We start from the raw sequence: 25727 nt of genomic DNA, 5'->3' as shown, positions 1-25727 counted from the left end.
CTCAGTTGCACTCGACTTAATAAATCCTCAACATTTAAGAAACTGGTTTGCTAGTTGCTGCTACTGTACCTCATAACAGCCGTAAATGCTGTAATTGCGTCCGCGCTGCTGTAAAGGCGTACTAAACTATCATTACCGTTGGTTCCAATGATATTTGCCATAACTTTTACCTACCTAAATCGATTTTTTCAGTAACTTCATCTGTCGATTTGCGGTTTCTGCTGTTAATATTTCTGTGATTTGGTTATAAACCAATACGGTTCAGTTAAGGCTAAAAGTCATGTAAATTAAGGATTATCCCCAAGAATAGAAATTAACTGTGGTGCATCTCAAAGATTTCTCGCTGCTGTCTCCAATGATACAAAGCAATGATTTGCTCCCAAGCGATAGAGATAGCCATCCCTGCAACTGCTATTGAACGAGCGATCGCAACAAGCAAAGCTAGCGAACAAAGAAATCGTTCTTTACCAGCACAACATCTTAGTTTGTCTCTTTTATATCTTTCACACCAGTTTTTATTTTTTTGTCCTTTAATGCCTGAAAACACCTATTTTCTCGTAGACTAACGTGGCGATCGCTAGCTGAATATGAATCGGCAAAACCATTTCACAGTAAGCATTTGCGATTTGCGGATCAGTCTATTCTTCGAGCTTTCACACCCGATGCCCTTGCTGTTGTGGAGTGTAGGTAGTTGACTGCGGTTAAGATTGTGCTTTCTTATTGTAATTACTGCCCTTGCTTTTACAGCTTTTACCAGTTTATAAAGTTATGTAATTTTTTGCATTATTTATAGCTAGCAAGTTGATAGCTGCTATAGAAGCAGTTTGTGGCTGACTACAACGTAGCCAGAAAAAATCAATTTATAACGACTGCTTAGTATAAAAATTGAACAATACAATGTTTCATAATCAATGCAAAAAAAACTCAAGCTATTTGTTATCTGCGGATTGGTAGGATTAATGTCTGGCGCTTCGGTTTATAAATCCTTTGCCAAAAATCAAGCTTTACAGGCGAGCGCTAATCAACCACAAACCTCAGTAGCCCAAGCAAACAGTACCATACCACCACAGTCAGCAATGACAGGATGGTTAGGTTTTGCAACTACAGCAAACAAAAATGTACCATTTTTGCCTTTGCTGCCTGTGAATGCGGATGCCCAGGTTGCACTTTTCTCAGATGCATGGGATCAAGTCAAACCCGGTACATCTTTAGTTGGTATCGCTGGAGGAATCAAACAACAGGTAAAATTTCGTCGTTCTCAAGAAGAACTTTTTGGTTGTGATAATAATAAAACAAAAATGGCAACGTTTACCGCAGCTAAACGTTTTGCAGATGGGCCTGTTTGGCTTTTGCCCGTGAACCTAGCCAAAGAAGCAAAATCGTTGACTTTCCAAGCGTTGAATTTATCTGAAGTTCCTACGAGCGTATTACCTGTAAACAAACGCAAACTATCAGTTGCACGCGCTTGGAAGGCTGGGGGAGCAACTGTTGTGATCCAAAAACAAAGTAAAGACCAAGTGCGCTTAAGTATATTAATCAATTCTCGGATAGCTTACAATGCAGTGGAGAAAAAGTCATATATGCAAGGTGGCGACCCTGAGCCTGTTAAATTTCCTAAATTTGACGGTACACCAGGAATACCTTTTCCAATTGGCGCTTTTCAGGCTAACCCTAAATCAGCACCCATGATTGTATTTTGGCAACCTAGTTATGAAGGTCAAGGTTACAGCGTCGTTGCATCTGTGAAGGGCAAAATGCAGAAAGTAGATGAGAACGCAATCTATTTGTGCGCTTTCTAGGAAAATATCCATAGATTACGCTCTGTGCGACTTTCTCTCAAATCTTACCACCCCATCACCAGCAACCATGTTCTGTGGACTGCCAAGGAAGAAGCTCAAATTTGCGGATGCCGTCTGTAATACGCTGTATGTTGCTGGCTTCTATCCTTTGTAATGCCAACTTCAAGATTATTCATTTTTTGCGTAAAGCACGAAAATTGAGGTGAATAGTATTATATAACGGTATTTACTATGGATAAACTGGGGACAACATTAAAAGTCCCCTATATATTTTACTTCTATCAAAAACTGCTCTAGCTTTCGTCTAGGGCAGTTTTATATTGTACGGTAGAAACTGGATTCTTAACCTTAGCCAATGGTGAATCATTTACCTGTGCCAGCAATTTGTCTATGTTATTTTTTAACTTTACTGCTGTGCTTATTTTAACATAGGTTTTAAGTATTATGCACCGCTAAGGGCTAATTGCATCTAACAAAAACAAACCCACATCTTTATGCAATGGTTCATTATGCTGTGGACAAGCCGTTGAATGTAGGCATCTTGGACAACCAGCTTCACAATCACACTCGGCTGCTAAAGCATAAGATGCAGCAGCAAATTTTATTAAGTCGGAGAAAATAGCTTCTGCTGCCCCATTCCCACCTTCACAGGTGTCGAAAAAGTAACCAATGTTCCTACTTTCTTTTTGTATGGCCAATTCATCTACATCCAAACTGGAGGATAAAACTACCAGAGGTACAGCTTTAACTATCTGGTGCTGGATACTATGCAGTGCCGTCACTTCAGCACTGCTACTCCACAAGGATTGATAGAGTTCTGGAATCTCACCTCCATTGTTGGTGATAATTTCTTGTTTGTATTTATTGACAGTTATTTGCAGCGCTTTCTGTAACGGCTCATTTAACTCTACTAGTACGCAAGGCGCTTGGTATTTTGTGACGTATGCCTCTGAAAATGCGATTTCTTTTTGAAGTTTTGTCACTTCTGCTGCATTCAGCGCCTGCTTACACAATGAACAGCTTTTTCCTTCAAGTGGTTTTTTATAATTAGCGCAACGTTGATTTTTACAAGTCATTCCGTAGGTACGCTTCATCAATCTATAACCAATAACAGAATTCGTAATTTCTCCCCAGACAAGAGTTAAACGTAAACGAGCATCTTTGATATTAGTAGGGATAATTTTAGATTCTGCCAAGGTAGAAAGTGGTTGAATATCTAATTCTGACTCTGCTTCAGTAAATAAATCTGTATCTTTTCCTAGAAATGTTAGTATTGCTTCTCCTTTGTCTGAATTTAGGCTTTCGCTACGGTATGCTATTAATTGCCCACTTTCATCTTGCACCATATATATGGCTTCGGGAAATACTTCTCGATGGGCTAACGGCAGCGACATACTTTCTAGAATTTCGCCCGTATGTTTATTAATTAGAGAAATTGACCTTTGAGTGCTGCTTCTGATATTAATTTCTTTATGAGGATAACCTCTTCCCCAAAGTTTCCCATTGCCACTTAAGAAAATTTTGCTTTGTTGTAAAAGAGAATCTGCAACTGCACCGGCTGTTTTTCCAAAACGAGTATTCAGTTCTCCTAAAGTTAAACTACTTTCAATGCAACCACATTCTAAATGTTTACCTAAAATGGTTGGATAGTCAGGGTTAAATGCAGCAGATTCAACTTCTCCTGATAGTAACTTTTGGTTATGTCGAGCGTAGTATACATCAATGGGGTTTTGTCCTAATGGCAGATAAATCACTAGCCCGTGATGTTTGCGTCCGGCTCGGCCTACTCGTTGCCAAAATGACATCAGACTACCTGGAAACCCCCGAATTAAACAGCAGTCTAGTTCGGGTAAATCGATTCCTGCTTCTAGGGAAGAAGTTGAAATAATTACCTTGATTTGTCCACCTTGCAGTTTTTGAATAATCTCGCTACGGCGATCGCCCATTAAGGAACTGTAGAAAACTGCTACCTTGCTGGTTAAATAACCTAATCCAATGCGTTGTGTTTCTCGTTGGATTAACCCAAGTAAACCTTTAACAGCTGCACGAGAGTTACAAAAGACAATCCCACTCAAGTTATGCTGTAACCAGGAAATCACTATTTTAGTAGCTTCAACATTAGCTGCATTGTTTGGAGCAAGAGATAATAAGGTACGTCCTTGATGAGGAGCGCCGCTATCCTCAATCAGGTGTAATCTTTGGGGTTGATGGGTTCTGCCGCTAAACCGCAATGCCATATCTTGAGGATTTCCGATCGTGGCACTAGAACAAATAAATTGCAGTCTTTGGGAATTACCGCCAACTGCATCAACTGCTAACCTGAGCCGCCGCATAAGATTCGCAAAGTGTGCGCCAAAAGCCCCAGTATAGGTATGGCTTTCATCAATTACACAGTAGCGCAACTGCCTTAAAAACTGTCGCCATCCTTCTCCATCATCCCGACGGCGCACATTATAAAGATAGTAATGCAATAAGTCAGGGCTGACTGCCAAGATATTTGGGGGGTTGGGGATAAAAAAACGTTGTCGCTCATTAGCTGGAGTATCTCCCGTCATCAGTGCGAGTTTGAGACGATTGTTGGGCATTGCCTTGACAAGCGATTGTAACTTTCGCATTTGGTCAAGAGCTAATGCTTTAAGCGGGAAAATATATAGTGCTGTTGTTTGCGGTTCCTTAATACACGATTCCAGGATAGCCAGGTTGTAGCACAGCGTCTTTCCGCTTGCTGTAGGCGTAGTGAGACTCAAGTCAAACCCAGCACGTAACTTTGTTAGAGCTTCTAATTGGTGAGAATAAATCTGGGTGATACCGTTATTCTGTAACGCTAAACGTAAAGCAGGTGGTAAATCGCCCGGTAGGGGGTGAATTATCCCTTGGTTAGTATTTTTGATATCTATCGCCCTAATGCTTGCAATCAGTTCTTGCGCTACAGACTGAAATACTACCTGGGGGATTTGTTGAATGCGCTCCGCAGTTGTTGTGACTGCGGCGTTGTTCTCTTCAAGGAATGTTGTGGAAGAAACTAAGTTGGCGTTACTTGGTTTAATTGACCCCAAAGCGATCGCTTCTTCCCAATCGACAAACTGAGTTGGCTTAACCTCTTCTACAAACTTGACAATCAACCGTCTACCCAATAATGCCATTACCTCCCCAACTCCATACTCCGGTGAGTAAACATATTTACCTGCACTTAGCCATTCAGGGGGTTCTGGAATCGTTTGGTTGGCGGCACGGATAATTGCGGCGTAATCAGTTGGTTTGTTATCAGTCACAAATTTATGTTTCTGCTAGCAGTAAATTATTTGTTACTGACTGTCAGTATAAACCTAATGAATTTACTCTGGCATTTTTGCTATGTTGCCATTGAGTGACAAAAAGACGCAATGTGTAGCCAACTTTAAGAAGTTACTATGTTTTATAGTATTAATTGAATCAATATTTTTGCGCTTACCACGGAATAATAAAATATTCGTATCTCAAGCTTAACAAAAAGTAACCGAAGAACCAAAATTGGTTAATTTATTTTATACCTAATGAATTACTTAATTTTCAAATATAGGAAGAGGAGCTATCACACCTATAGCAATGGTCGTTTAGGACATTTATTTGTTTTATGTAATTCAAGTTTTGTATTTTTAACTTTTGCACTGCAATAAGGACAGCTTACTAATGAAGATAAAGTTGTGTTGTTTGTTGGTGGCGAAATAGATAAATTTAAAGCGCGATGTCTTGCTCGTGCAGCCCCACGACTCTGAGCGCGAGTCAAGGTAATATTATTTGGTGGCAATGGTTGAGAAACCTGTTGCTTGCTTTTAATCAGCGATGTCATTAGAATAACAGGATTGCTATTAGATATGTTGTTTTGACATAGATAATTATCTCGCTTCTTGTTTGCTGCAATTTCTACAGCTTCCTGTTCTGTCCACTGTCGTTGTTGCTGTAAGTCTGGGATGTTATCAAACTGATTTAGTGTCGAAGTGTCCCCTATAATTTGAGCGATAACTTGGGCGATGGTCTTGCAGCAACTGTGGGGATAGCAGATTACTTGCTCCTCGCTGAAACGAACTACAACCCAGCCTTTATTATTAAAAAAATTATTGCGCTTGTTGTCTTTCCAAGCTCCAAGGTAGTGCGTGGGTGCGCCTGTGTGATAAACATAAGGTTCATCTAGCTCAATGTCAATATATAGCTTCAGCCCCTGGTCGATGTATGCAAAATCAGGGGTGTATGGGTGCCGGAATTCTGGAATTCTAAGAGTTAGCCTAGTGTGAATATTTCTAGGAAAGTATCGGCTGAGGTGATTTCCAAATTTAGCTTCTTCGGGATTTCTTGTTGCCGGACTGTCGCTACCATCATGAGGTACGGTTTGACTGAGAACTTCTAGTAACAGTTTGTAGCGAAACTCTGTTACTCGTTCGGGACTGCGGGCTGCTTTAACTTCCTCCTGATGCTCTTGTTCCTCTTGTTCATACCTTTCCAACTTTCTAGGATAGTCTGCCACCTCACCGTCATGTTTCTGCTTGCGTTGAGGGTAGGTTGTGATTTGATGCCATGCATGACCTGCGATCGCTCCTGCTGCTACCAATAATAATAACCATCCTGGTATAGATGTCAATTGAGAAACTACAGGGATAGTGGGAATAGCAACTGCTGTTCCCACTGCTATCAAAGTGTTGTTTACTTTCTGTGGTTTTGTCCCCGGTTTCTGAGGTAGCGGTTCTGTAAATATGGGTACTGGTGGCAGTGCTGATTTGGCTCTCTCAATTCCCCCAGGAATCAGAATTATTGGGTATTGACTCATAAATTAGACCAAGAACATATTTAGAAACTCAATCACAACATTTTCTGGTTGCTCAAAACATTCTTTAGCCTCAAACCTAACTGTAGGAATACTTTCTCGCAATAGCACCCTATCTCGCACATAATCTCTAGTTATTTGTAAAGATTCTTGATGGTGATTACCATCTACCTCTAATATCATGCACTTGCCTTTATAAAACACCAAAAAGTCAACTTCAATGCGTCCTGTAAGCCAACCACTTGCATCAGATACAGGAGAACCTTGTCGTCCAATTCGACCCCGCGCATTAGCAAAGAATAAGACACCTTTGTTATCCAGTTCTTCAGCAATTTTGATTTCGGGTTTGGAGCGAAAGTACATTCCTCCCCATTCATACAAAGGGTTTACATCAGTCTTAACTTCTCGTCTAGTATCATTGTGTGGTGTATCTATTCCTGGTACAGCTAAAGCAGTTCCACGAGTGAACTGCTCTACTTGTTCTTGGTAATAACTATCAAAGAATAATCGCCACCAGTGCTTAGTACCATGTCCATCACGCTGGTCTGCATAAGCTAGGTGTAAATGTTCGTTAATCTCTAAATAGTATCCAGGTCTAGTTTTTGAATATAAATATCTGTTAATTTTTGTTCTTAAGTTTTTATCATTGTCATTTTTTTTAGCGATGACAACTAGTAAATCTAATAGCTTACTCGTCTGCAATTCCAAGTAATACGGAAGCTTTCCCCCGACTGGGACAATAGAATTACCCTTGACTTGATGCTCTATTCCCTGAACCATTTTAGTTATCTTTAATGTTATGTTAAAGAAGCGATCGCATATATCTCTGCTTTATCGCCAGATTGTATAATCTTGCAATTTGTAGCATTGGACTGATAAATTACAGCCTAATGCTAACCCTCTTATAATTCCCAAGTTGAAGCTATCGTTAACACAGGAATGGAGCTTACATGGTTATATTTTTTATAGGCAGAGTCATAGTTTTTATCATCACGACTTGTTAAACTCTAATTGCCCTATATAATTAAATTCACCCTGACTTTCAGTAGAGGTAAATAACCGCATTTCATAGGAACCAGAGGCAGGGAGTTTACACGTAACTTGATCGCCTTGTACCGCGTGGCCACAGGATTGGGAATTGCCCCCACCTTTTGAGTTATAGCTGGCTAATAACCAAACATTCTTAGGATTTGCCAATACTAATTTTGCCTGATCACCTACATTCGTCTGCGATCGCACAGGGCTGACAAGTTGCAAGCCATCAGCAAAAAACTTTGGTTTCATCATCGGCTGGCGCAAAAACTCACCAAGCGGTAATGGATTTGATAACAACTGCCAAGCAGGATCTTTTAAAGCAACTTTAACTGTTATATTTTTCGTTTTTAGCTGTTGGTTAAGTAAAACCTTAATTGCTTCACTATCGCCCTGTTTAGCAAGCGCTAAAGTATGAGAATATGTCATAATATTTTCAATAATCTAATTACATTTTCAATAACATCATAGTCAGATACTTCCATTATTAATAACCGTATAAATACGCCTTTATAAGTTTTTACAGATAAATTTTGAAATCAAATAATAGTTTAAATATTTACATTTTCAAGCTAATATAAATCTATCTTAATTAGAAAGCAGAATCTCTATAACTTTAAATTATCTACTATAAGCTTTTGCTTAAGATAGTTAGACTCCAGGAATTCGACATAGTAGGTTTCTTGTAACCAAGCTTTCAAATTGCATTTGCAAAGCAATAGCCGTCACTGGGTCATTTAGTAATACACCAGCTTCGATATTGCGCTCATGAGCCGCTTCTGTAAAATTGGCAGAGGTCACAAGTACACGTTCCCTATCTACAACAACACACTTGGCGTGTAAACAAGCTTTTGATTCCACACCCACCGTCAGCGATCGCGGATCATGAAATACTTCAGGCAGTCTTTTTCCTGGCCAAATATCTTGGCGAAAAGTACTGGCAAACTCCCGCAGCAAAGTAGAAGTTGGCACTTCGCTGTTGTGCAGTCGCTTGACGTTAAGAAACATACGCACATTTAATTCTGGGTTAAAATCCATTCGTTCTGCCAGCACCACAAATAAATCTCGTGCTTTATGTCCTTTATCAATGGCAAAGCTGGAAATGAGAACACTGGTTTTGGCAGTACTAAACAACTCACGCACAACAACGCCAGTATCGCGGCTTTGAGAACCAGCGATTTCTGGACCAGTCCAAACCAAATCAACGCGTAGGCGTAGCCCACCGTAGGCATCGCTTACAGCTTGGGATGTACTTCGTTCTTCTGCCAGCAGCCGCAGCGTATAAGCAATATGCTGAGAATGTACGCCGATGACATTAAGGCGGTTGAGTTCATCAACAATGTCTCGATTTAAAGCGGCAGGGATGTAGTTCGCTACATTGGATGTGGAAAAGGGCGGGGAAAGTCTGCCAGTTTCTAAAGCTGCTGCCAAATTCACAAGGGCTGGACGACTGAGGTTAAGAAAACTTTTCATCCTCCTTTATCCTGAAAGAATTCTGCGCCTGGACCTTCAACAGTAGCAACGACCAATGCCCTGTCAAGAAATTCATTACGCCGTTCACAAGAAGTTTCAGCAATGAGTAAACACCCGTGACAAGCGGCACCATGTAAAAATCTATCTTCTTGTTCAGCATCTGGTTGATGCTGGGCGCAAACTGGATCGTTAGAACAAAGCCTCCCCATCTCCAGTGCAACATCTAAATGGTATTCAATTCGGTTTCCCACTTGTACCAATCCCCCTAAAGTACCTTCCGACCCAGGAGAACCAGTGTATAAAAGAATGCCATAACCAGATTCGCCAGCATAAATGCGTTCACGAATTGAACTAGCAGCATAACCACATTCCAGAGACACTGCTGCAATCAATAGGTGTGAGAGGGAATGCAGCATAACATAAGGTAATCCCGGAAACTTGGCTTTCTCCTGGGCAATTCCTTTTTGTTTGCGCCAGATATCGAAGCCTTTTGCTAATTTCTTTCCCCGTTCCTGCACTGCACCGCGTTTGAGCCAATTTTCAATCGCTTCTTTACGGAAAGCGATGAACACCCCTTCGCCTTTGTTCTCGATCGCAGGCACCCAGGTCGTATCAATATCAAGGGCAGCCCGTCGGACTTGAATATCTAAATCGCCGTCAATATCAGGCATAATTGCCTCAAAGCGAGTAAAGCCAATTTGGGCGGTTACTTCCTTAAGTCGGTGTACTAAGACAATGCTCTCTATAAGAGGTAGTAATTTTGGTTTGATGCGATCTAATTTTCGCGCCCGAGCATAAAAGTCACTTTCTGGTACATCTTCTCCGACTTCAAAGGGACTAGATAGTAAAGTCTCGATTTCTACTTGCTTAATGCTCTTGTATTGCTTATCTTGCCCACCCTGCCGGCGCTGGATTTCTACCCATACTGCTTCATCACTAAATCCGAATAAGGCAGCAGCTACTTTTTGCTTCTTGCGTTCGTATTTGATCTGATCGCTACTTTCTGTCTCCTGAAGAAAGTCATCATAGATTAAATTAACCGCCTTTTGCAAAGCATCATCTGAGTCTGGTAGAGAAATGACACCCAGAAGCTGGGAAAAGTAAGCATTACTAGCAGAGCGAACCAAAAGCCGATTATATTCTGGTTTCCCTGTTGACTCAGAAATACAGAGTTCTTGGGCTTTGGGTCCGAGCCAAGGGCGATGTCCTTCACACTTTCCTAAGACCTTGCCATTGGGTACTGTTGCATCTGATAACTGACGACGAGCAATGCATGCTTCGCAACGTACAAAGATATCAGCAAAATCGTTACCTGAACCCCCCTCATCAAACCATAGCTGACCTCGGCAGTTAGCTTGAGAGTTTTCATGGACAAAACCACGCCAATCAATATCTTTGATGTGTCCATTAACACAAGCTTGTACAAAGCGCACAGGTACAACTGGCACTTTCTTTCTCTCTGCATTGAGATATTTACCATTTACTAAACTACCCCAAGGTAGTAGAGGACGTGTGCGGTAAACTTTGGCATTGGGCGTTGCTTCATTTGATTTAGGCCAAGTTTCTTCCACTTGAGCAACAAACCAAATGGGGAAAGCAAAGGCTGTAATTCCAGTGCGACGAGATGCTTTCGGATCTTTCTCGTCTACGGGTGGCGCATATAAAGCAATATCGCTAACTCCTAAAATTTCCGCAACTCGCTCCTCTAGTCGCTCTTCGTAAATGCGTTTTTTGTCGCCATGCCAGTGATTGAGTCCGCCAATTAGTATGGAATAATCGGGTAAATCCACCATTGCCCCTGGTCCAAAAGTAGATAAGATTTGGCTCTGTCGGATTTCTCCCGATGGAGGGCGCTTTTTGTTTGATTTGGTCATAATTCTTCCTCTTCTACCTCAAATCCGTCAGGATTGCGAACCCACAAGTTAACTGTTGGCTCAACATCGCGTAAACTGCGTTGAGCTTTAAATTTTCGTTCTTCTAATGGTTTTTTTTCTAATTCCGGGTCAAGTGGATCAAGCAATAGGGGCGGTGCTTCTCCAACCTCACGCTGATACTGAAGGTTAGTTTTTTGACCAGCAATCCGTTCCCATAAATCTAGTAAATCCTGAACTCGACCCCTAACTTTTTGACGGAGTGCTTCAGCATCAGCAGCATCCAGTTCTTTGTCATGCGTCTCTGCACGTTGGGCGATCGCATCTATGACAAAATTTAGCTGGTTACGGTGCTGAAGAATGTCGATCGCACGCAGTGGCGCTGTCATCCCAGAATGTCCCAAACGTGCTAAAGCAACGGTAATGGCAGCAATCCCTCGGTCAATAGCACGAGGAGAGAATGGTGTAACACTCGTAGCTTCTACTGCTCGGTAAAAAGTAGCGTGCCAAGCAAAGAAACGTTCATAATGTGAGCGATCGCGTGGTCGGTGAACGTTAAGTAATGTTACTACTAATCCCGGTCTTTCTTCATCCCGTCCCACACGACTGGTAGCTTGGATATATTCTGCGGCTGTCTTTGGCTGACCGAGAACTACCATTAAGCCCAAACGTGTAATGTCCAAACCAACAGAAATCATATTCGTAGCTAATACTACGTCAACACGTTCTTTTTGGTCAAATGTCGCTTCTAAACGGCTTTTAGTCTCTGCAACTTTATTTGTGCTGACACGAGAGGTCAGTTCTTCTGGTTCATCGTCGATTTTACGATCCGCAAACAAACCCGAACTTTTACCAACTCGTTTACGTTGGCTGTAGCGGGTAAGACGAGAGTTAACTTCATCTTCGACAATCCGCCGACTACCACCGAGTTCACGCAACGAATTAAAATATCCTAGCAATGTCATGTAGGGGTCAGCCGGATTATTAGGGTTTTTGCTCCCACCTGCTGCTAGCCATTCTTTCTGTGCTACTCCCAGTAATACTAAGTAAGTACGTAATAATACTACTTTCAGACTTCGCCCTTGGGCAGCAATCCCTACATAAGTCCGAGCATTTTTCTCTTGATATGGTACTGTTTTCGCAAAAAAGGAATCGCGCCTATCTGGCCCTGGTGGCGGAAATACATCGACTTCATTTCGCCCAAACAATGCTTGAATCTGCTTGGTTGCCCGTCGCACTGTCGCAGTAGAAGCGACAATTTTGGGGCGGATTTTTTGACCATTTATCTCTCGACTGCATAAAGCATCAATTGCTGTTTCATAAAGCCCTACCATTGTCCCTAAAGGGCCAGAAATCAAATGCAGTTCATCTTGAATGATTAAATCTGGTGGTGGCAGATAACCATCAAGTGCTTTACCTCTACCAGGATAAACTGGACTGTAAAAGCCGTCTTTGTCATGACGTTCTACACGTCCAAATAATGCGCCTGTTTCTCCTACCCAAGGCAGGCTAGCGAATTTGTCTACTGTGGCAATAATAAAGCATGGTAGACGGCGATAAATCGGTTCGTCTACTGCTAATACTGGTAAAGAGCGATCGCCTCTAAAATGACAACGGCGATTGGCACAAATTATACGCAAGTCTATGGGTTGGTCTGTATTAGGCAATAGCTGAAATGAATTGCGGTTGAATTTAGTTCCGCACCAAGGACAGTTTTCTAAAGGAATAGGTGAAGGTTTGCGATCGTTATTTAAGAAAGCAATTGTACGCGAACGAGCGCTATTTTCATCATTGTCTCCTTTCTTACCCATCCGGTTAGGTGTAGCTGCTTGTCCTACCCATAACCCAATTTCAAACGGCCATTTTCCTAGTTTTTCTACATCCTGTTCCCGTTCCAACTCTAGGGCACAAATCATCGTCGCAGCCCGTCCCAGTTGGTCAAGGGTAAGCAGCCGCAGTGTGTAGCGCATCAGCACACTTAATCCAGCAGAGTCGATACCGGGATGACGTAGCCGCCGTAATATAAGTGTAAAAGCTGCCAGTCCTAAGTAAGCTTCAGTTTTACCGCCGCCTGTAGGGAAAAACAGTAAATCTACCAGTTCGCGGTCTGAATGTTCGGGGTTGGCGATACCTACCAAGTTCATTAATAAAAAAGCTAGCTGAAACGGTCGCCAAGTGGGTGGCGTTACAGATTCGGGAGTAATATTTTTCTTATGAGTCGCACGCTGGCGCATTGATAAGGCGATCGCTCGATTGGCAATCCGAAAAGCATCTAATACTTGTGGATCATCTAATGCCTTTAAACCAGCAGCAATCCGGTCTTTAGCAATTCCGGCTCGATCTAATAGGTCTTTAGCGACACCTAAGCGTTTTTGCCCTGTCGGAAATTTGACTCGTTGCTCATCTATCCATTGGGTATAAGCACTAACCATCGGACTAAGCATATTTCGCAATGCTTCTGCTGTCGGTGCGGCGGCTAAAGCTTCCATACCCACTTCGACATTTTTAACCTGGGCTGCAATTACCTTTTCTACGTCAGCAGTTGGTATCCAAGCGGTTCTTACTTCCTGACAGCCACCATTGGGATTTGCAACTGCGATCGCAGAGACGTTATGACCAACAGCATATTCGTAATCATCCCGGTATTGCAAATCAGCAACTTTCTCATCCCAGTCATCACCATCCCGCCCACGTAAATTGGGGCGTGGTACAAAGGAATCTTTAGTTTTAATTATTAAGTTTGTTTGGAAAGCATAAGCAGCATCCCGCTTTTGGTCAGGGCTAGGGCGGCGATGATTTACTAAAAATACTGAAACTGAGCTAGTTCCGGCTGGCACTAATTCCTCAGAAGGTACGGAGCGTACTGAGATAACCAGTTGTAAACCATCGCTGTTCGGAACGTCCAAGTATGTTGGAGAACTGCTTCCATTAAGGGGAATCTCTAGTTGTTTAGTCCTATTGCCTAAGTTTAAACCAAGGTCTAATTGAGTGGGACTACCGCCTGTACGCAATTGTACTGTAAGTTCAGCTTGCCCTGGAGTTCGCTGCCAATCACCTGTCAAGGTAACTTGTTCGCCTTGATTATTTTCTTTGGTTAGTGGCTGGTAATCGCCCCACTGAACTGTAATATGAAGTTGAATAACGTTTTGGGGTAAAAGCACACTTAACCCCATTGAAGAAGGAAAAAAGGCTTTACGGGCAAAGGCTTTCTCTGGAATATTTTCGTCTTCGCCAGAACTAACACGTCCAACTTCGTCCATATCCTCGTCGCCAGAATTATCTGTACGTTCCTCAACTGGTGCGCCGTAGGGTACTAGGAAACCTGTAAGATACCATTTGGAGGGAGCTTGATCTAAAGTTTCTTCAGCGTGGATAGCATCATCGGGTGTTGGCCCCACAAGGTCAAGTTGTAAGGCATCAATCAGATGCGATCGCACTTCGGCGGAGGTTAAAGGTATGGTGTGATTCATATCAATTATTAAAAAAATATAGAATTTAAATCATCGCATTCGGGAATTTCATCGGTTTTTAAGGTCACTTCTTGAGCAACTATATATGTAGATTTATGTTTGACTTCTATCAATAATTGCGGATTTGAGTAGCTACTTTTAATATCAGCATCAATCAGTTTATCTAAACATAAAATCATTGTTTGCGGCTCAATATATTTTAAATTTTTATTTTTGATTAATGTTTGTGATTGAGTTCCTACTAAATCTACTATTTCTTCAATATCTGGATCTGGGGTTTTAGAATTTCTGATTGAAAGCATTACTTGTTTATCTAACAATGTAGCACTACTGTATCTTCTTCGTTGAATACTCTTTAATACTTTTTCTTTGAACTTGATTTTATAGGAATCTATAATTTGTTTATTATCATGAGCAACCATTTTATCTTCGTCACTATTCTGGGCTATGCTGAGGGATTTATTATAATATGTCAGCATAGTTTCTGCTAAGTCTAATAATTCGTTACTTTTATTGAGACATAAAATATCTTCTAATCGGGTTGGTTTATTTTTACTGAGATTAATTAAATTATTTTTCTTTAAATGATTATTTTTAAACTCTAAATACTCTTTGATTAAGTAAATAATTTCACTAAATGTCTTGAGCTTTTGATTTTCTTGTTCAATCAAAATTTCTTGAATATTTTTATATTTATTTTGATATGCTTCCAGGGCTTGTGCTTCTAGTTCTAAAACATTCTCATTAATAGAAAAAAGCTTAGTGAATATGCGGACTAAAGCCTTGATAGTATCTTCGTCACGCGCCGCCCAAATGTAAAGAGGACTAGCTTTTTTATAATTATCAAGTCGATGATTTAATGGTTCAAGTGTTTGCTCTCTTTTTTTAATCATTGCAACTATATTAGCGTCTTTTCTAGAAGCTAATTTATTGCGTTCCATATAGCGCTCGATAGCATTTTCAGAATTTTCTTTTATTTTCTGTTTTCTTTCAGCCAGTTTCTCTTTTGCTAGACCTAAAGTTTCACCAAATTTCTCTTTACATTCTTTGATCGCATCTAAACCACTTTTTATTTGCACAGGATATAGATAACCTTCATGGTCTATAATTAAATCCCATTTCCACTTGACATCAGCCTCACTATTATGTGGTGTTTGCCAAGCTTTAATTTTTGGTAAGACATTTAAAGCACAAAGAACAATATCTACTGTCCATTGTCCTATTTCATGTTCTGGAGTATTACAATCATAAAATGTTCCAGAGCTTTTTTCACGTAATAAGTCTACAAAATCTTGGGGTTGTGAGTAACAATTACCAAAAATTCCGTATTCATCTTCATCTATTTTACCTGTGATTACTTTGCGCGGTGTTTCTGTAATTAAAGATAATTCATTATCATTGCTGGGATTGTTAAATGTGGAATTTTTGCCAGTATTGATAAATATAGCCATAATATTTTTATACTTTTTTGAAAGTAATTTTTTGTTATTCGATCAATCCAGGAATATTAGGTGTTGTAATTGTCGCTTTCGCCTTGCGAGATTTCGCTACTTTTTTAGTATTCCCTTTTACTTTGGTTTTCTGTGCAGCTTTACCGCCTAAAATTTCGGCTTCGGCGCGTTGCTGGTTGAGTTCGAGTAAGCGGGCTAATACTTCGTCGTGAATTTCTTCAGGCCAACGGTAGCGCCAAGGCTTTTTCTTCTGGCGTTTGCTGGTGTTTTCCTCGTCTTCTTCGTCTTCGTAGTCAAGCAGGAAGGTGCAGTCTGTGGAAATTTTTGTCCAGCCGTAAGCATCGAGGACAGCCCGATCACATTGCGCGTGTAGTAAGCGTAGTTGTAAAATATCGGGGTGGCATTCTTCAGGATCGTGGAAGCGGTTGTATGTGTCGGTAAGTCCCTGGTTGTTGCGAACCATTAAGGCGGCGCGATATTCGTAGTAGGTTTGACCAGCAGTTTCTAGGGCGGCGTTGGTTTCCCAGTTTTCAGGGAAGGGGAAGGTTTCAAAGCAGTCTGAGGGGGTATACTGAAGGTCATCTTTTAAAGTTGAGCTTAAAAAGCGAGTCCAAATTTCATGTATTCGTGATTGAAATATACAAAATACCTCATCATTTTGAAAAGCAAAAACAACAATTTTTTCGTTGTATACCATTCCTTTCGGAAGAAAAGTAAATGCGTAAGCGTTGCTTATTCGTGAAATAACTAACACGCGATTGAGAGGAGCGATCTCTTGATGTAATTCAGGGCGAGTTCTAATAAACTGCCACCACTTTTCTTTTGCACCTTTATCCTTTTGTGCTAGTCTTTCAGATTTAACTTTTCCCTCTACAATCTTCATTAAATCAGAATATTCTCTAGCTTCAGCCTCATTTATATCACCAAAGTTAATTACATAACGTTTATGTGCATGAGTTGGACTCGAATTAACTTCTTCACCTCCAATATAAGGAAAAATTATCTCGGCATTTTTAGGATTTTGTTCAATCAATCGGTGCATTTCTACAATGGTTGTAGCATCAGGGTTGGAATCATCAAATGTAAAACCCATACCCAACACATAGCTACCAATGAAACTTTTACCAGCATTTCCCAGTAACACAGCAGGGTTTTTATTACTACCTGACTTAAATAAAAATGCAGAAATTAAATGAACTTTGCGTCCATCTAACAGCTTTATACCTTGATAATCACCCTTAAAAATATGAATAACACTCACGACAACCGCCGCTAAACCCGGCCACTTTAACCGCTTATGAGCATTGTAAATTGTACCGCCTTGCTCACAAATATATCTTAAACCTGTGCTACGGGTATCACCTTGAGCAATGGTATTTGTAGCAATCAATCCAAAAGTTCCAGATTCTCGCAAAAGGCTAAAAGCTCGTCTGAAAAAATGCGCCACCAAATCAGCATTCCCATGAGATTCAGGATTAACAACTTTCAACCAATCCTGATAACCAGAAACATGAGCATTGATTGTTGTATTCTTCCCGGCAAACGGCGGATTACCAACGATCGCATCAAACCCCGGATTATCTCTATCAAATACCTCTGGAAATTCAATCTCCCAATTAAAGGTGGGAACTGGTTTTTCGCCATACCGCAATTCTGCACAAATTCGCCTGACATCTAAATCATCTTCTTGATTTTTCTGCCATTGATAAAACTTCAACCATGAATTATCACGCTCATCCTTTCTTGCCTTGTCCTTATCCTTAGCGAAAAATGAAGCAATAACCAAATCCCCTTTTAGCCGAATATCATGCAACTCTGTTTCTATATTGTCGTAAAAACCGCGCTTTGCTGCATAATTGTCATCATCTAATTTGTGAATTTCATCTCTGTCAAACCTCACCTTCTCCATCGACAGATTAATCAAAGGTAAATTTGGATCTGTATAAGTCTTGTCTTCATCCCAATTAAACGTTTTAATTTGTTGGGAAGTCAACCCAACTAAAGAATCTCCCCACTTCAAAGCATGGTCTAAAAAAGTAAAAGGATGAGATTTCGCCAAAGTCAACAACCACAAAGATAACTTAGCCAAATTCACCGCAAAAGGGTTTTTATCCACACCATACAAACACCGTTGCGCCACTAACCGCCGCGCATAAAGTAACGGTTCTTCATCAATGGGAATTTCAGGTAATACGTTTTGCTTATTCCACGCTTCAACTAATTTATCAGCCAACTGACGACAACTTTCAACTAAAAACGCCCCCGAACCCATCGCCAAATCACAAATTTTCAACTCTAAAATCTGCTCTGGTGTCGGGTTTTCCCCCAAAGCCGATAAAATCGGTCTAAGAGTTTCTTTCACAATCGGCTCAGTCAAAGCACGAGGCGTATAATGAGAACCACTACGCCGCCGTTCTTCCCCCGGTTGCAAATACAGAGAACCCACAGACATTAAACTCGGCGTTTTCGGTGATATCTTGCGTCCTAGCGCCGCCATTACATCCTCTGCTGTCGTCGCGTCTTTTAAATCAGTCAGAGATTTACCAGTAATTTCGCAACCTGCAACATCCTTTAAATATTTAGCCCGTTCTCCCGCCTTCGTTTTAAGTACATCCTCAACGCTGACAACCACCGTCACCGAAGATTTAGAACCTTTGGGTTTACTCCAAACACCTAAGCTTAGGCTATTTGCTCTTTCTACCTCATAGCCCATAATTGCTTCATAGACGGAACCAATTTGCTCAACATCCAAAGAACGGTAAGATAGACGTTCTCCATCCAGTACCAGCAACCCTTGCAATACCCTGTGAATTACCCCATCTGAGACGCGAGGAGGTTCAATAGTTTCCCCAGTCTGATATTGTGTAGACTGGAGACGACCTTCTAAAAACGCATATTCATCTGGGTCAAATAGTTGTCCATGACGGGCTGGTAAATATAAATCAGCATGACCGCCGCCATCGTAAACCAAACGGAACAGACTCAGCAACCATGCCCAAGCACCATACCTCTGATCCATTGTATCCGGGTAGTTGCCGGCATCTGACCGCAAGCGATCGCAAAGTCCACTAACTGAGTAATAGCGGGTATAAACTGCATCTTGAGACATCAGCCCCCGGTCTTCAGCGTAAAGCAGGAACACCAACCGCAGCAAAATAGTAATCAGTCCCCCGTAAATATGCTGTGGTGCAGTGGTGGCGATATCACTAACTAAATGGCTATTAGTCGTTGCATCGGCTATTTGGAAGCCGCGCAGTAAATCCCATAATGCCTCTAATACCTGCTCTGCAAGCTTAATAGAGACATCGTTTTGATATTTCCGGCTTTTTTCCAGGATTGCAGACAAACGGCGATCGCTAGGGACATTAAACAGCCGATCAGCACAGAGCAACATCTCCATTGCACCCAAAATCAGCCGCCCAGATACTTCACACATCCCCTGTACAGGAAAAGTCAGGTGTCCCGATGACTCCCCAGGTGGTGCATAAACCAAACGCAAATCTGTACCGTTGCACAATAGCCCAGTGTAAACCTTTGTTTCTTTCAAAAGCCGCTCAAACTTAGATTGGGGGCTGGCGTGCCAACCAGTAGATTTACTATCCTCTGCGCCAGCATTGTCAAGTTCAGTACCATCAGGAAGCACCTGTACCAGCATCATCCAGCCGCCATTTAGATCGGGTACAGAGTATGTGGGTGTCAAAACTTCGTTGTAATCTAGGAGTGCGATCGCTAATTCCTCTGGACTGACAACTAAATCTTCTGGTTGCCAACCTAAAACATTAATAGTAAAAGCTGGAAAGTCGTCAATTGCAAAGGTTTCCTTCTCTATATCACCAGAGAGGGGTTTACGTCTGGCAACTTCTTGTAATATTTGTTGCAGTTCCACCACATTGCGATTAACCACAGCTTGTGCTGCTGACAATGCCGGGGGAGATACCACCAATCCCACAGGCTGGAGAAAGCCCAACCATTCTTTATGTAACCGAATTTCTGGATCATTTGCCATTATTTACACTTTCTCTAGCCGGAAATCGGCCATAAATAAATCACGCCGACCGGTTCAACCCGTACTGCTTTTACTTTGTAGGCGGCTTCAATCCGGGCTGGTTCTGAAATTAGTTCTAGTGCGATCGCTTTCAGGCGTTTTTCCCAATGGCGACGGTCTGCATCCAATTGACGCTGTTCCTCTATAAATGGAAGAGACATCTGCACTGCTTTAGATTCTTCCTGACACTTGACAATTCGCGTCTGTTGTTCCTCTAAAATCTTTTTCATCTCAGCAGCTTCTTTAATACCCCGATTGGTGAGCTTTTTCTCAGCACTTTCTGCTAAAGTTGTGGCGCGGCGTTCCAGATGGGGAATTAATTCTGCGATATCTTGGGCAGCACTTTTTTTCAGTCGCTCTTTCACCGCTTCGGCAACTTGCAACAAGTGGGGGGAAGCTAGGGAATTTTCGAGTAATTCCAGTACGTTGTCTTTCTCGCCTTCTCTTAAAGGCTGAAGTTTCTTACGTCCTCGGCTGGTTGGATCTGACCACTCTGCTGCGACTGCAATCACTTGATCGTGTAACCGAGAAGCGCGTTCACCATACAGAGCCAGTCTTCCCAGCGTAATAACCTTTGGCATTGGGTCATTAGTCAGACAAACACAAGCACGAGTTAATTCATCATGCAAGAAACCCTGAGCTAAAAACCTGCTCAGTAAACGCTGGACAATTCTGTGTTCTAAATGCAGATGAACTACATCCCCATCTAAAGAACCAGGATCTCGAAAGACTACAGGGCGAATCGGTGCTTCTTGTCGCCATTCCCAAAGCTTTTGTCCGATTTTGCGAGGTGTTCTCAGGGTATCAAGTGTAGTTGACCATGTTGGATCTGCACCAGTACGCTGGTCAAGAGCCGGAATTGTCCAACGCGCAGTTACAGGATTATTAGCAACCTCATTCACATCAACAGGGGCAAGTGTTGGAACTCCCAGAATTTCTAAAGAAGCGGAAATGGCATCACGGAAGTGGTGGTCATCTAGTCCCAACCAATCCCGCGAGTCTTTCAACATCTCTTGTAACTGCTCAACTTGTTTAGTCAAATCCTGTTGGCGGAGTCTGGCTTGCTCCAGTTCCTCATTAATCACCTGTGTATTTACTGTTTCCTGGTTAAGTAGTTCTGCCTTATTTATCGAATCGGTAAGATTATTTACTTCTTGGTGGCGAATACCATTAGCCAGTAAACGCGACACATTTCTTTCAACCACTGGTGCAAGGCTGCCGAGTTCTTGTTGAATCGTGGCTGTTTTTCGCACCAGTACGTCTAATACTTTGTCTTCAGTGCGTTGCGGTAGGATAAAGTAATAACAATGGACGACAGGCGATCGCTGTAATTTACGGTCAATCCGTCCGTTACGCTGTTCCATCCTCGACGGGTTCCACGGCACATCAAAGTGAAACAAGTCAGCACAGTTATTTTGGAGGTTTACCCCCTCCCGTGCTGCATCTGTGGCAATCAGGATACGCAGGGGATGACGTGCAGGATCGGCGTTAAATGCACTTTTGATAGCTTCGCGGCGTTCTTCTCCAATGCCCCCGTGAAATACATCTATGCGTTCATGTTCACGATTAGAATTAGCGATCGCACTTTGTAATTGCTGTTGTAAATAACGTTTAGTATCTGTATATTCTGTAAAGATAATTACTCGCCGTTCTAACCAAGCAGCATTCGGTTGACCCAAATCAGGACAGAGATTTTGGCGAATCCAGTCTACGAGTTTTTGAATCCGGGGATCTGGCTGGTAGCGAGAGGAATTGGCAACATCTGCCATTTCATCTAAAATTGCTAATTCTACAGCAGTTTGTCCCGCAGCTTGCATAGTAGCTGCTCCCATTTGAGCATCTTCTTCTGCTTCTACTTCCTCTTCGGAGAATTCAGCCCGTTCGTCATCAGCACCAGGAGACTCAAACAGCAATGGTAGACTAACTTGATGTATGGAAGGATGGTTAGCCGCTTGTTTTTCCATCGCTGTCCGATGCACCTTTAAAGTCCGAGCAAATGCTTCAATGGAAGACAAAAGACGCTTTTGTAGTGAAGTAATTACCAGCATCGCCGTGGTCTGGGTAGATTTAGCTGCATCTTTGAGTCTTTCCTCACGTAGATTGCGATATTGTTGCAGCAATCGGGATAACTTGAGTTCTGGTGCGTCTTCTGGCAGGTTATCAATAACTATGGGACTCACGTAGCGTTGGGGAAACTCTTCTCCTATTTCCCGTAAGTCTTGTTTTAAGCGCCGCACCATTACAGTGTCCAGCAACTTGCGATTACGAACGGGTATTCCTCGGCAGAAACGCTGGGGATCAAGGATTTCTAGTAAGGCGGCAAAGCTGTTGGAATGTCCATTGTGGGGTGTGGCAGAAAGAAATAATTTGTGTTCAAAACGCGGTGCTAAATTTCTAACAGTTTTGGTAAGTTGGGAATCAACCGCATATTTCGCCCCACTCGCAGGTGCAGCATTGTGAGCTTCATCAAGGATGAGCATGGATGAAGGTGCAAAATCTCCCAACCAATCCCGCAAAGGTGCGGCATAAGTTTCATCTCGTAGCAAGGCATGGGAGATAATAAATCGGGTGTGCGTCATCCACGGATTAATCCCATAACCCCGTTCTTGACGACGGGCAGCAATAAACTCACGATCCAGAATCATAAATGTGAGTCCAAAGCGATTCTCCATTTCTTCTTGCCATTGCCTTACTACTGACGGCGGACAGGAAATAACCACCCGCCTAACTTTTTGCCGCATCAACATCTCACGCAGTATCAGCCCTGCCTCGATGGTTTTCCCTAAACCGACATCATCGGCAATAAACAAAGCGACTCTCGGCATCAGCAAAGCTTTGCGTAGTGGCTCTAACTGATAAGCTTTGACTTCTATACCGGCTCGGTAAGGAGCTTGGAAAAGCTTGGCATCTGTGGAAGTTACGCAATTCCACCGTAATGTGTGCAAGTAAGCGGAAAATAAACGGGGATTATCAAAACCTCGGTTAGCGATGGACTCCCAAGATGTCGCCTTTACGACTTTGGCATCTATCTCCCGTTCCCATAGGACTTCTAGCGATTCTCCTAATGCATCATCTTCTAAACAAGAAAGACTAACTTTAGTGTCTTGCTCCTTAGTGGGTTTAGACACAACCTCTTCTACAAGATACTGCCGCGATCGCACACGCACAATCTGTCCAGTTACAACGTCAGTCACTGGCATCTCCCCCTTTGTGACTGGACTGGTATTATCCCTCCTTTAATCATCAAAAACTCACTCCCCTAAACCTAATGTCTGGTTAGCTTGGAGTGCTAATCTGCAATTAACTATATTTGCGAAAATCGCAAGTATAAAATAGCTTTTAATCTATTTATTTTTTAGCACCTGCTATATCTTATGAAGTTATTTTAGATACTGCATAGGAAAATGGTGAATTTCAGTAGAAAAATTTATTAATGCTAATTTAAAAGATTACAAAACGTAGACTTACATGATATTACATAGATAATTATTAAAATTTCATTAAATAATACTCTTTTAATAGTAATATTACCTAAATATATTTTCGTAGGTTTAAGTATCTATATAATTACCTACTAAACTAGCATTATTCAAGACCCACCTTTGCCTCTGAGTTCCGGCTTGTCCTTAGTATTTAACACGAAAATCTCCAGCACTAATTTTGTACAATTGCCCCCAAAGTGCCATTGACGGCCCGTAAATAATCATCTGGGGATAGCAGAAGCAGCATTCCTCGCATCCCACCAGAAATAGTAATCTGCTCGAATAGGGTTGCAGTTTCATCAAGATAAACGGGATAGTCTTTTTTGCTAGCTAAAGCTGTCAGACCCCCACGGATGTATCCTGTTAGTGGCTGTACTTCCTTGAGAGCAACTGTCTCAACCTTCCGGTTTCCTGAAATTCGTGCCAAGGCTTTTAAGTCCAACTGAGCATTTCCCGGCACAACAGCAAAACAAATACCTGTTGTGTCACCTCTGACTACTAAAGTTTTAAAAACTTGCTCTGGAGGAAGTCCCACTTTCTGGGCTGTACTAAGAGCAGCCAAATCATCAGGATCTACTTCATAGCTCAGGATTTGGTAGGGAATACCTAGTTTATCAAGTAGTCGAGCAGCATTAGTTTTCATTGCTCTTACTCTCAATCTTCAATTACCAGTCCACTAACGCGACTAAAGACTGCATCTACTGACATTCAGCAAGTAGATAATTGCAAGACTTTAGGTGTTGCAATTCAATGGTTTACCATCCGTAAGACATTAAGATAAAACGGTTTTAGTGAGAGTCCATGAGATTGCTTCCTACCCTGCGGGAACGCTAAGAGCGAACGTCGCAATGATGGGGTACTATTTTTGAATGCAGTTTAGTATTAGACCCACTTTTTGTATGAAAATAAATCTATGAATAGAACATTATACTATCATCAGCAATCAAACTTTTCTCGGAAAATCCGAATATTGTTAGTAGAGAAAAATTTAGATTGTGAACTCAAAGAAATTAATTTAGCCAATAAACCCCCTGAATTCCTTGAAATTTCTCCTATTGGTCAAGTCCCTGTGTTTGTAGATGAAGATGGCACAGTAATTTGGGACTCTACATTGATTGCGGAGTATCTAGACGAAACTTATCCACAGCCTAGCTTTTACCCAAGCGCTCCTCACATCCGGCTTGAGTGCCGTAAATGGGAACAACTAGCAGATACTTTAGGCGACAATATTATAGGTTTATGGGTATTAGATTTTATGGGTGATCTAGCTCCTGCTTATTATCGAAAAAAATATGAAACATTAATTAATCGCCTTTTACCAATCTTTGATGAACAACTGCGTTCGGCTAAATATTTGTTAGAGGGTGAAACATGGACAGCAGCAGATGTGGCAGCTTTATGTTCCCTCGGTTACTACAGCTTTCGCTTAAATGAAGACTGGCTTCTTCAGTATCCTTATTTGAGAGACTGGTTTAATAGATTACACGAGCGTGAATCAGTCAAGTCAACTATTCCAAAAAAGACCCCTATTTAGGGGTTGCTGAAAAAGTAATAAGAAAGCAAGATTAGGATTGGTTAGTTATTCAAGCAAGCCCTACCTACTTAGGAGCCTTGAAAAAATAACTTGAATAATTTTGATGGGAAAGTTAAGCTCACAAGTCGTTCCAGATTAAATTTGTACAACTTATTTTTACATGATGCCTATTAATAATGATGCACCAAAATGATCAAATTAATTGCGTCTACCAAAAATTCTTTTCAATAGGCTCTGAACCAATCAGAAAATCAAAATTACCTTCACCCCTACTTCTCTTCAATGTTTCCATGATTTTTTTCGGGTTATCGTGGGGGCCATTCACATAAAATGCTTTCCCGTCACGACCACATTCAATACGTATACTCCCATCCCATTCTCCGATGTGCGAACACGATTTAGAAAAGTCTTTGTGTGGTTGAAACCCTAAGCTATCTCCGTATTCGCAAGCACTAAATATCATCCCTTGGGCAACTTCAAGGGGAACAAGGTGCGGTTTTCCGGGAAATGGCTCAAATAGTAATTCTGTAAATTCTTTAAATTTTATCCTGTCTACTGTACGTGGTGGTATGGTATCTTTAACGCCCAAGCACCATATATCTAAAAGGTAACTACAGACCGTGATTTGATTGTATCGAGCAACTCTTGCAATCACTACCAATCCTAAACCGCGATCGATACAGCATTTACGGCTGTTATGAGGTACAGTAGCAGCAACTAGCAAACCAGTTTCTTAAATGTTGAGGATTTATTAAGTCGAGTGCAACTGAGA

The 25727-nt window shown here is 41.6% G+C and carries 15 protein-coding genes; 2 read left to right on the top strand and 13 right to left on the bottom strand.

The window, feature by feature from the left end:
• Window positions 1–313 precede the first annotated feature (313 nt).
• On the bottom strand, window positions 314–547 hold the full coding sequence (locus V7K15_RS28255) for a hypothetical protein (RefSeq protein WP_334911068.1): 234 nt from the start codon (window positions 545–547) through the stop codon (window positions 314–316).
• A 364-nt stretch (window positions 548–911) separates the two neighbouring features.
• Between V7K15_RS28255 and V7K15_RS28250 the strand changes: the two genes are divergently transcribed.
• Window positions 912–1799: a hypothetical protein gene (locus V7K15_RS28250; protein WP_334911066.1), complete on the top strand. Its 888-nt coding sequence runs from the start codon at window positions 912–914 to the stop codon at window positions 1797–1799.
• Window positions 1800–2251: 452 nt separating this feature from the next.
• Here the strand turns inward: V7K15_RS28250 and V7K15_RS28245 are convergent, their stop codons facing one another.
• From V7K15_RS28245 to ybaK, 11 genes are all read right to left on the bottom strand, one after another.
• The gene (locus V7K15_RS28245) at window positions 2252–5071 is read right to left on the bottom strand and encodes a DEAD/DEAH box helicase (RefSeq protein WP_334911064.1); all 2820 of its coding nucleotides are present in this window, start codon (window positions 5069–5071) and stop codon (window positions 2252–2254) included.
• Window positions 5072–5376: 305 nt separating this feature from the next.
• Window positions 5377–6600: a hypothetical protein gene (locus V7K15_RS28240; protein ID WP_334911061.1), complete on the bottom strand. Its 1224-nt coding sequence runs from the start codon at window positions 6598–6600 to the stop codon at window positions 5377–5379.
• 3 nt (window positions 6601–6603) lie between these two features.
• On the bottom strand, window positions 6604–7377 hold the full coding sequence (locus V7K15_RS28235) for a DUF559 domain-containing protein (RefSeq protein ID WP_334911059.1): 774 nt from the start codon (window positions 7375–7377) through the stop codon (window positions 6604–6606).
• 210 nt (window positions 7378–7587) lie between these two features.
• Window positions 7588–8058 carry a hypothetical protein gene (locus V7K15_RS28230; RefSeq protein WP_334911057.1) on the bottom strand — a complete coding sequence of 157 codons (471 nt, stop codon included), beginning with the start codon at window positions 8056–8058 and terminating at the stop codon, window positions 7588–7590.
• Window positions 8059–8280: 222 nt separating this feature from the next.
• A complete protein-coding gene (gene drmC / locus V7K15_RS28225; RefSeq protein WP_334911055.1) occupies window positions 8281–9102 on the bottom strand; it encodes a DISARM system phospholipase D-like protein DrmC in 822 nt (273 codons plus the stop codon).
• Window positions 9099–10976, bottom strand: coding sequence for a DUF1998 domain-containing protein (locus tag V7K15_RS28220; RefSeq protein WP_334911053.1), 1878 nt, complete (start codon window positions 10974–10976; stop codon window positions 9099–9101). The genes drmC and V7K15_RS28220 overlap by 4 nt, the downstream gene beginning before the upstream one ends.
• On the bottom strand, window positions 10973–14443 hold the full coding sequence (gene drmA / locus V7K15_RS28215; RefSeq protein ID WP_334911051.1) for a DISARM system helicase DrmA: 3471 nt from the start codon (window positions 14441–14443) through the stop codon (window positions 10973–10975). Before drmA ends, V7K15_RS28220 begins: the two co-directional genes overlap by 4 nt.
• 8 nt (window positions 14444–14451) lie before the next feature.
• Entirely contained in the window at window positions 14452–15894 is a 1443-nt protein-coding gene (locus V7K15_RS28210; RefSeq protein WP_334911049.1) for a hypothetical protein, read from the bottom strand.
• Between the two features lie 34 nt (window positions 15895–15928).
• Window positions 15929–19900, bottom strand: a complete 3972-nt coding sequence (locus V7K15_RS28205) for an Eco57I restriction-modification methylase domain-containing protein (RefSeq protein WP_334911047.1) — start codon at window positions 19898–19900, stop codon at window positions 15929–15931.
• Window positions 19901–19914: 14 nt separating this feature from the next.
• A complete protein-coding gene (gene drmD / locus V7K15_RS28200) occupies window positions 19915–23139 on the bottom strand; it encodes a DISARM system SNF2-like helicase DrmD (RefSeq protein WP_442949723.1) in 3225 nt (1074 codons plus the stop codon).
• Between the two features lie 454 nt (window positions 23140–23593).
• Window positions 23594–24064 (bottom strand): Cys-tRNA(Pro) deacylase, encoded by a 471-nt coding sequence (gene ybaK, locus V7K15_RS28195; RefSeq protein ID WP_334911043.1) that lies wholly within the window; start codon window positions 24062–24064, stop codon window positions 23594–23596.
• Window positions 24065–24334: 270 nt separating this feature from the next.
• Here ybaK and V7K15_RS28190 point away from each other — a divergent pair, with 270 nt between their 5' ends.
• On the top strand, window positions 24335–24955 hold the full coding sequence (locus V7K15_RS28190; protein ID WP_292797514.1) for a glutathione S-transferase family protein: 621 nt from the start codon (window positions 24335–24337) through the stop codon (window positions 24953–24955).
• Window positions 24956–25163: 208 nt separating this feature from the next.
• On the opposite strand, the gene V7K15_RS28185 is transcribed toward V7K15_RS28190, so the two are convergent.
• Entirely contained in the window at window positions 25164–25679 is a 516-nt protein-coding gene (locus V7K15_RS28185) for a hypothetical protein (RefSeq protein WP_334911041.1), read from the bottom strand.
• Between the last annotated feature and the right edge of the window lie 48 nt (window positions 25680–25727).

Origin of the sequence: Nostoc sp., assembly GCF_036919815.1 — a bacterium.
Classification (GTDB): Bacteria; Cyanobacteriota; Cyanobacteriia; order Cyanobacteriales; family Nostocaceae; genus Nostoc.
Note: the sequence above shows the minus strand (reverse complement) of the source record. Positions and strands in the feature narration are given on the sequence as shown.

Coding starts and splice junctions, on each gene's coding strand:
- V7K15_RS28220 (WP_334911053.1), bottom strand. CDS start 10,976: ATGACCAAATCAAACAAAAAGCGCCCTCCATCGGGAGAAATCCGACAG.
- drmA (WP_334911051.1), bottom strand. CDS start 14,443: ATGAATCACACCATACCTTTAACCTCCGCCGAAGTGCGATCGCATCTG.
- V7K15_RS28210 (WP_334911049.1), bottom strand. CDS start 15,894: ATGGCTATATTTATCAATACTGGCAAAAATTCCACATTTAACAATCCC.
- V7K15_RS28190 (WP_292797514.1), top strand. CDS start 24,335: ATGAATAGAACATTATACTATCATCAGCAATCAAACTTTTCTCGGAAA.
- drmD (WP_442949723.1), bottom strand. CDS start 23,139: ATGCCAGTGACTGACGTTGTAACTGGACAGATTGTGCGTGTGCGATCG.
- V7K15_RS28230 (WP_334911057.1), bottom strand. CDS start 8,058: ATGACATATTCTCATACTTTAGCGCTTGCTAAACAGGGCGATAGTGAA.
- V7K15_RS28205 (WP_334911047.1), bottom strand. CDS start 19,900: ATGGCAAATGATCCAGAAATTCGGTTACATAAAGAATGGTTGGGCTTT.
- V7K15_RS28235 (WP_334911059.1), bottom strand. CDS start 7,377: ATGGTTCAGGGAATAGAGCATCAAGTCAAGGGTAATTCTATTGTCCCA.
- V7K15_RS28240 (WP_334911061.1), bottom strand. CDS start 6,600: ATGAGTCAATACCCAATAATTCTGATTCCTGGGGGAATTGAGAGAGCC.
- ybaK (WP_334911043.1), bottom strand. CDS start 24,064: ATGAAAACTAATGCTGCTCGACTACTTGATAAACTAGGTATTCCCTAC.
- drmC (WP_334911055.1), bottom strand. CDS start 9,102: ATGAAAAGTTTTCTTAACCTCAGTCGTCCAGCCCTTGTGAATTTGGCA.
- V7K15_RS28250 (WP_334911066.1), top strand. CDS start 912: ATGCAAAAAAAACTCAAGCTATTTGTTATCTGCGGATTGGTAGGATTA.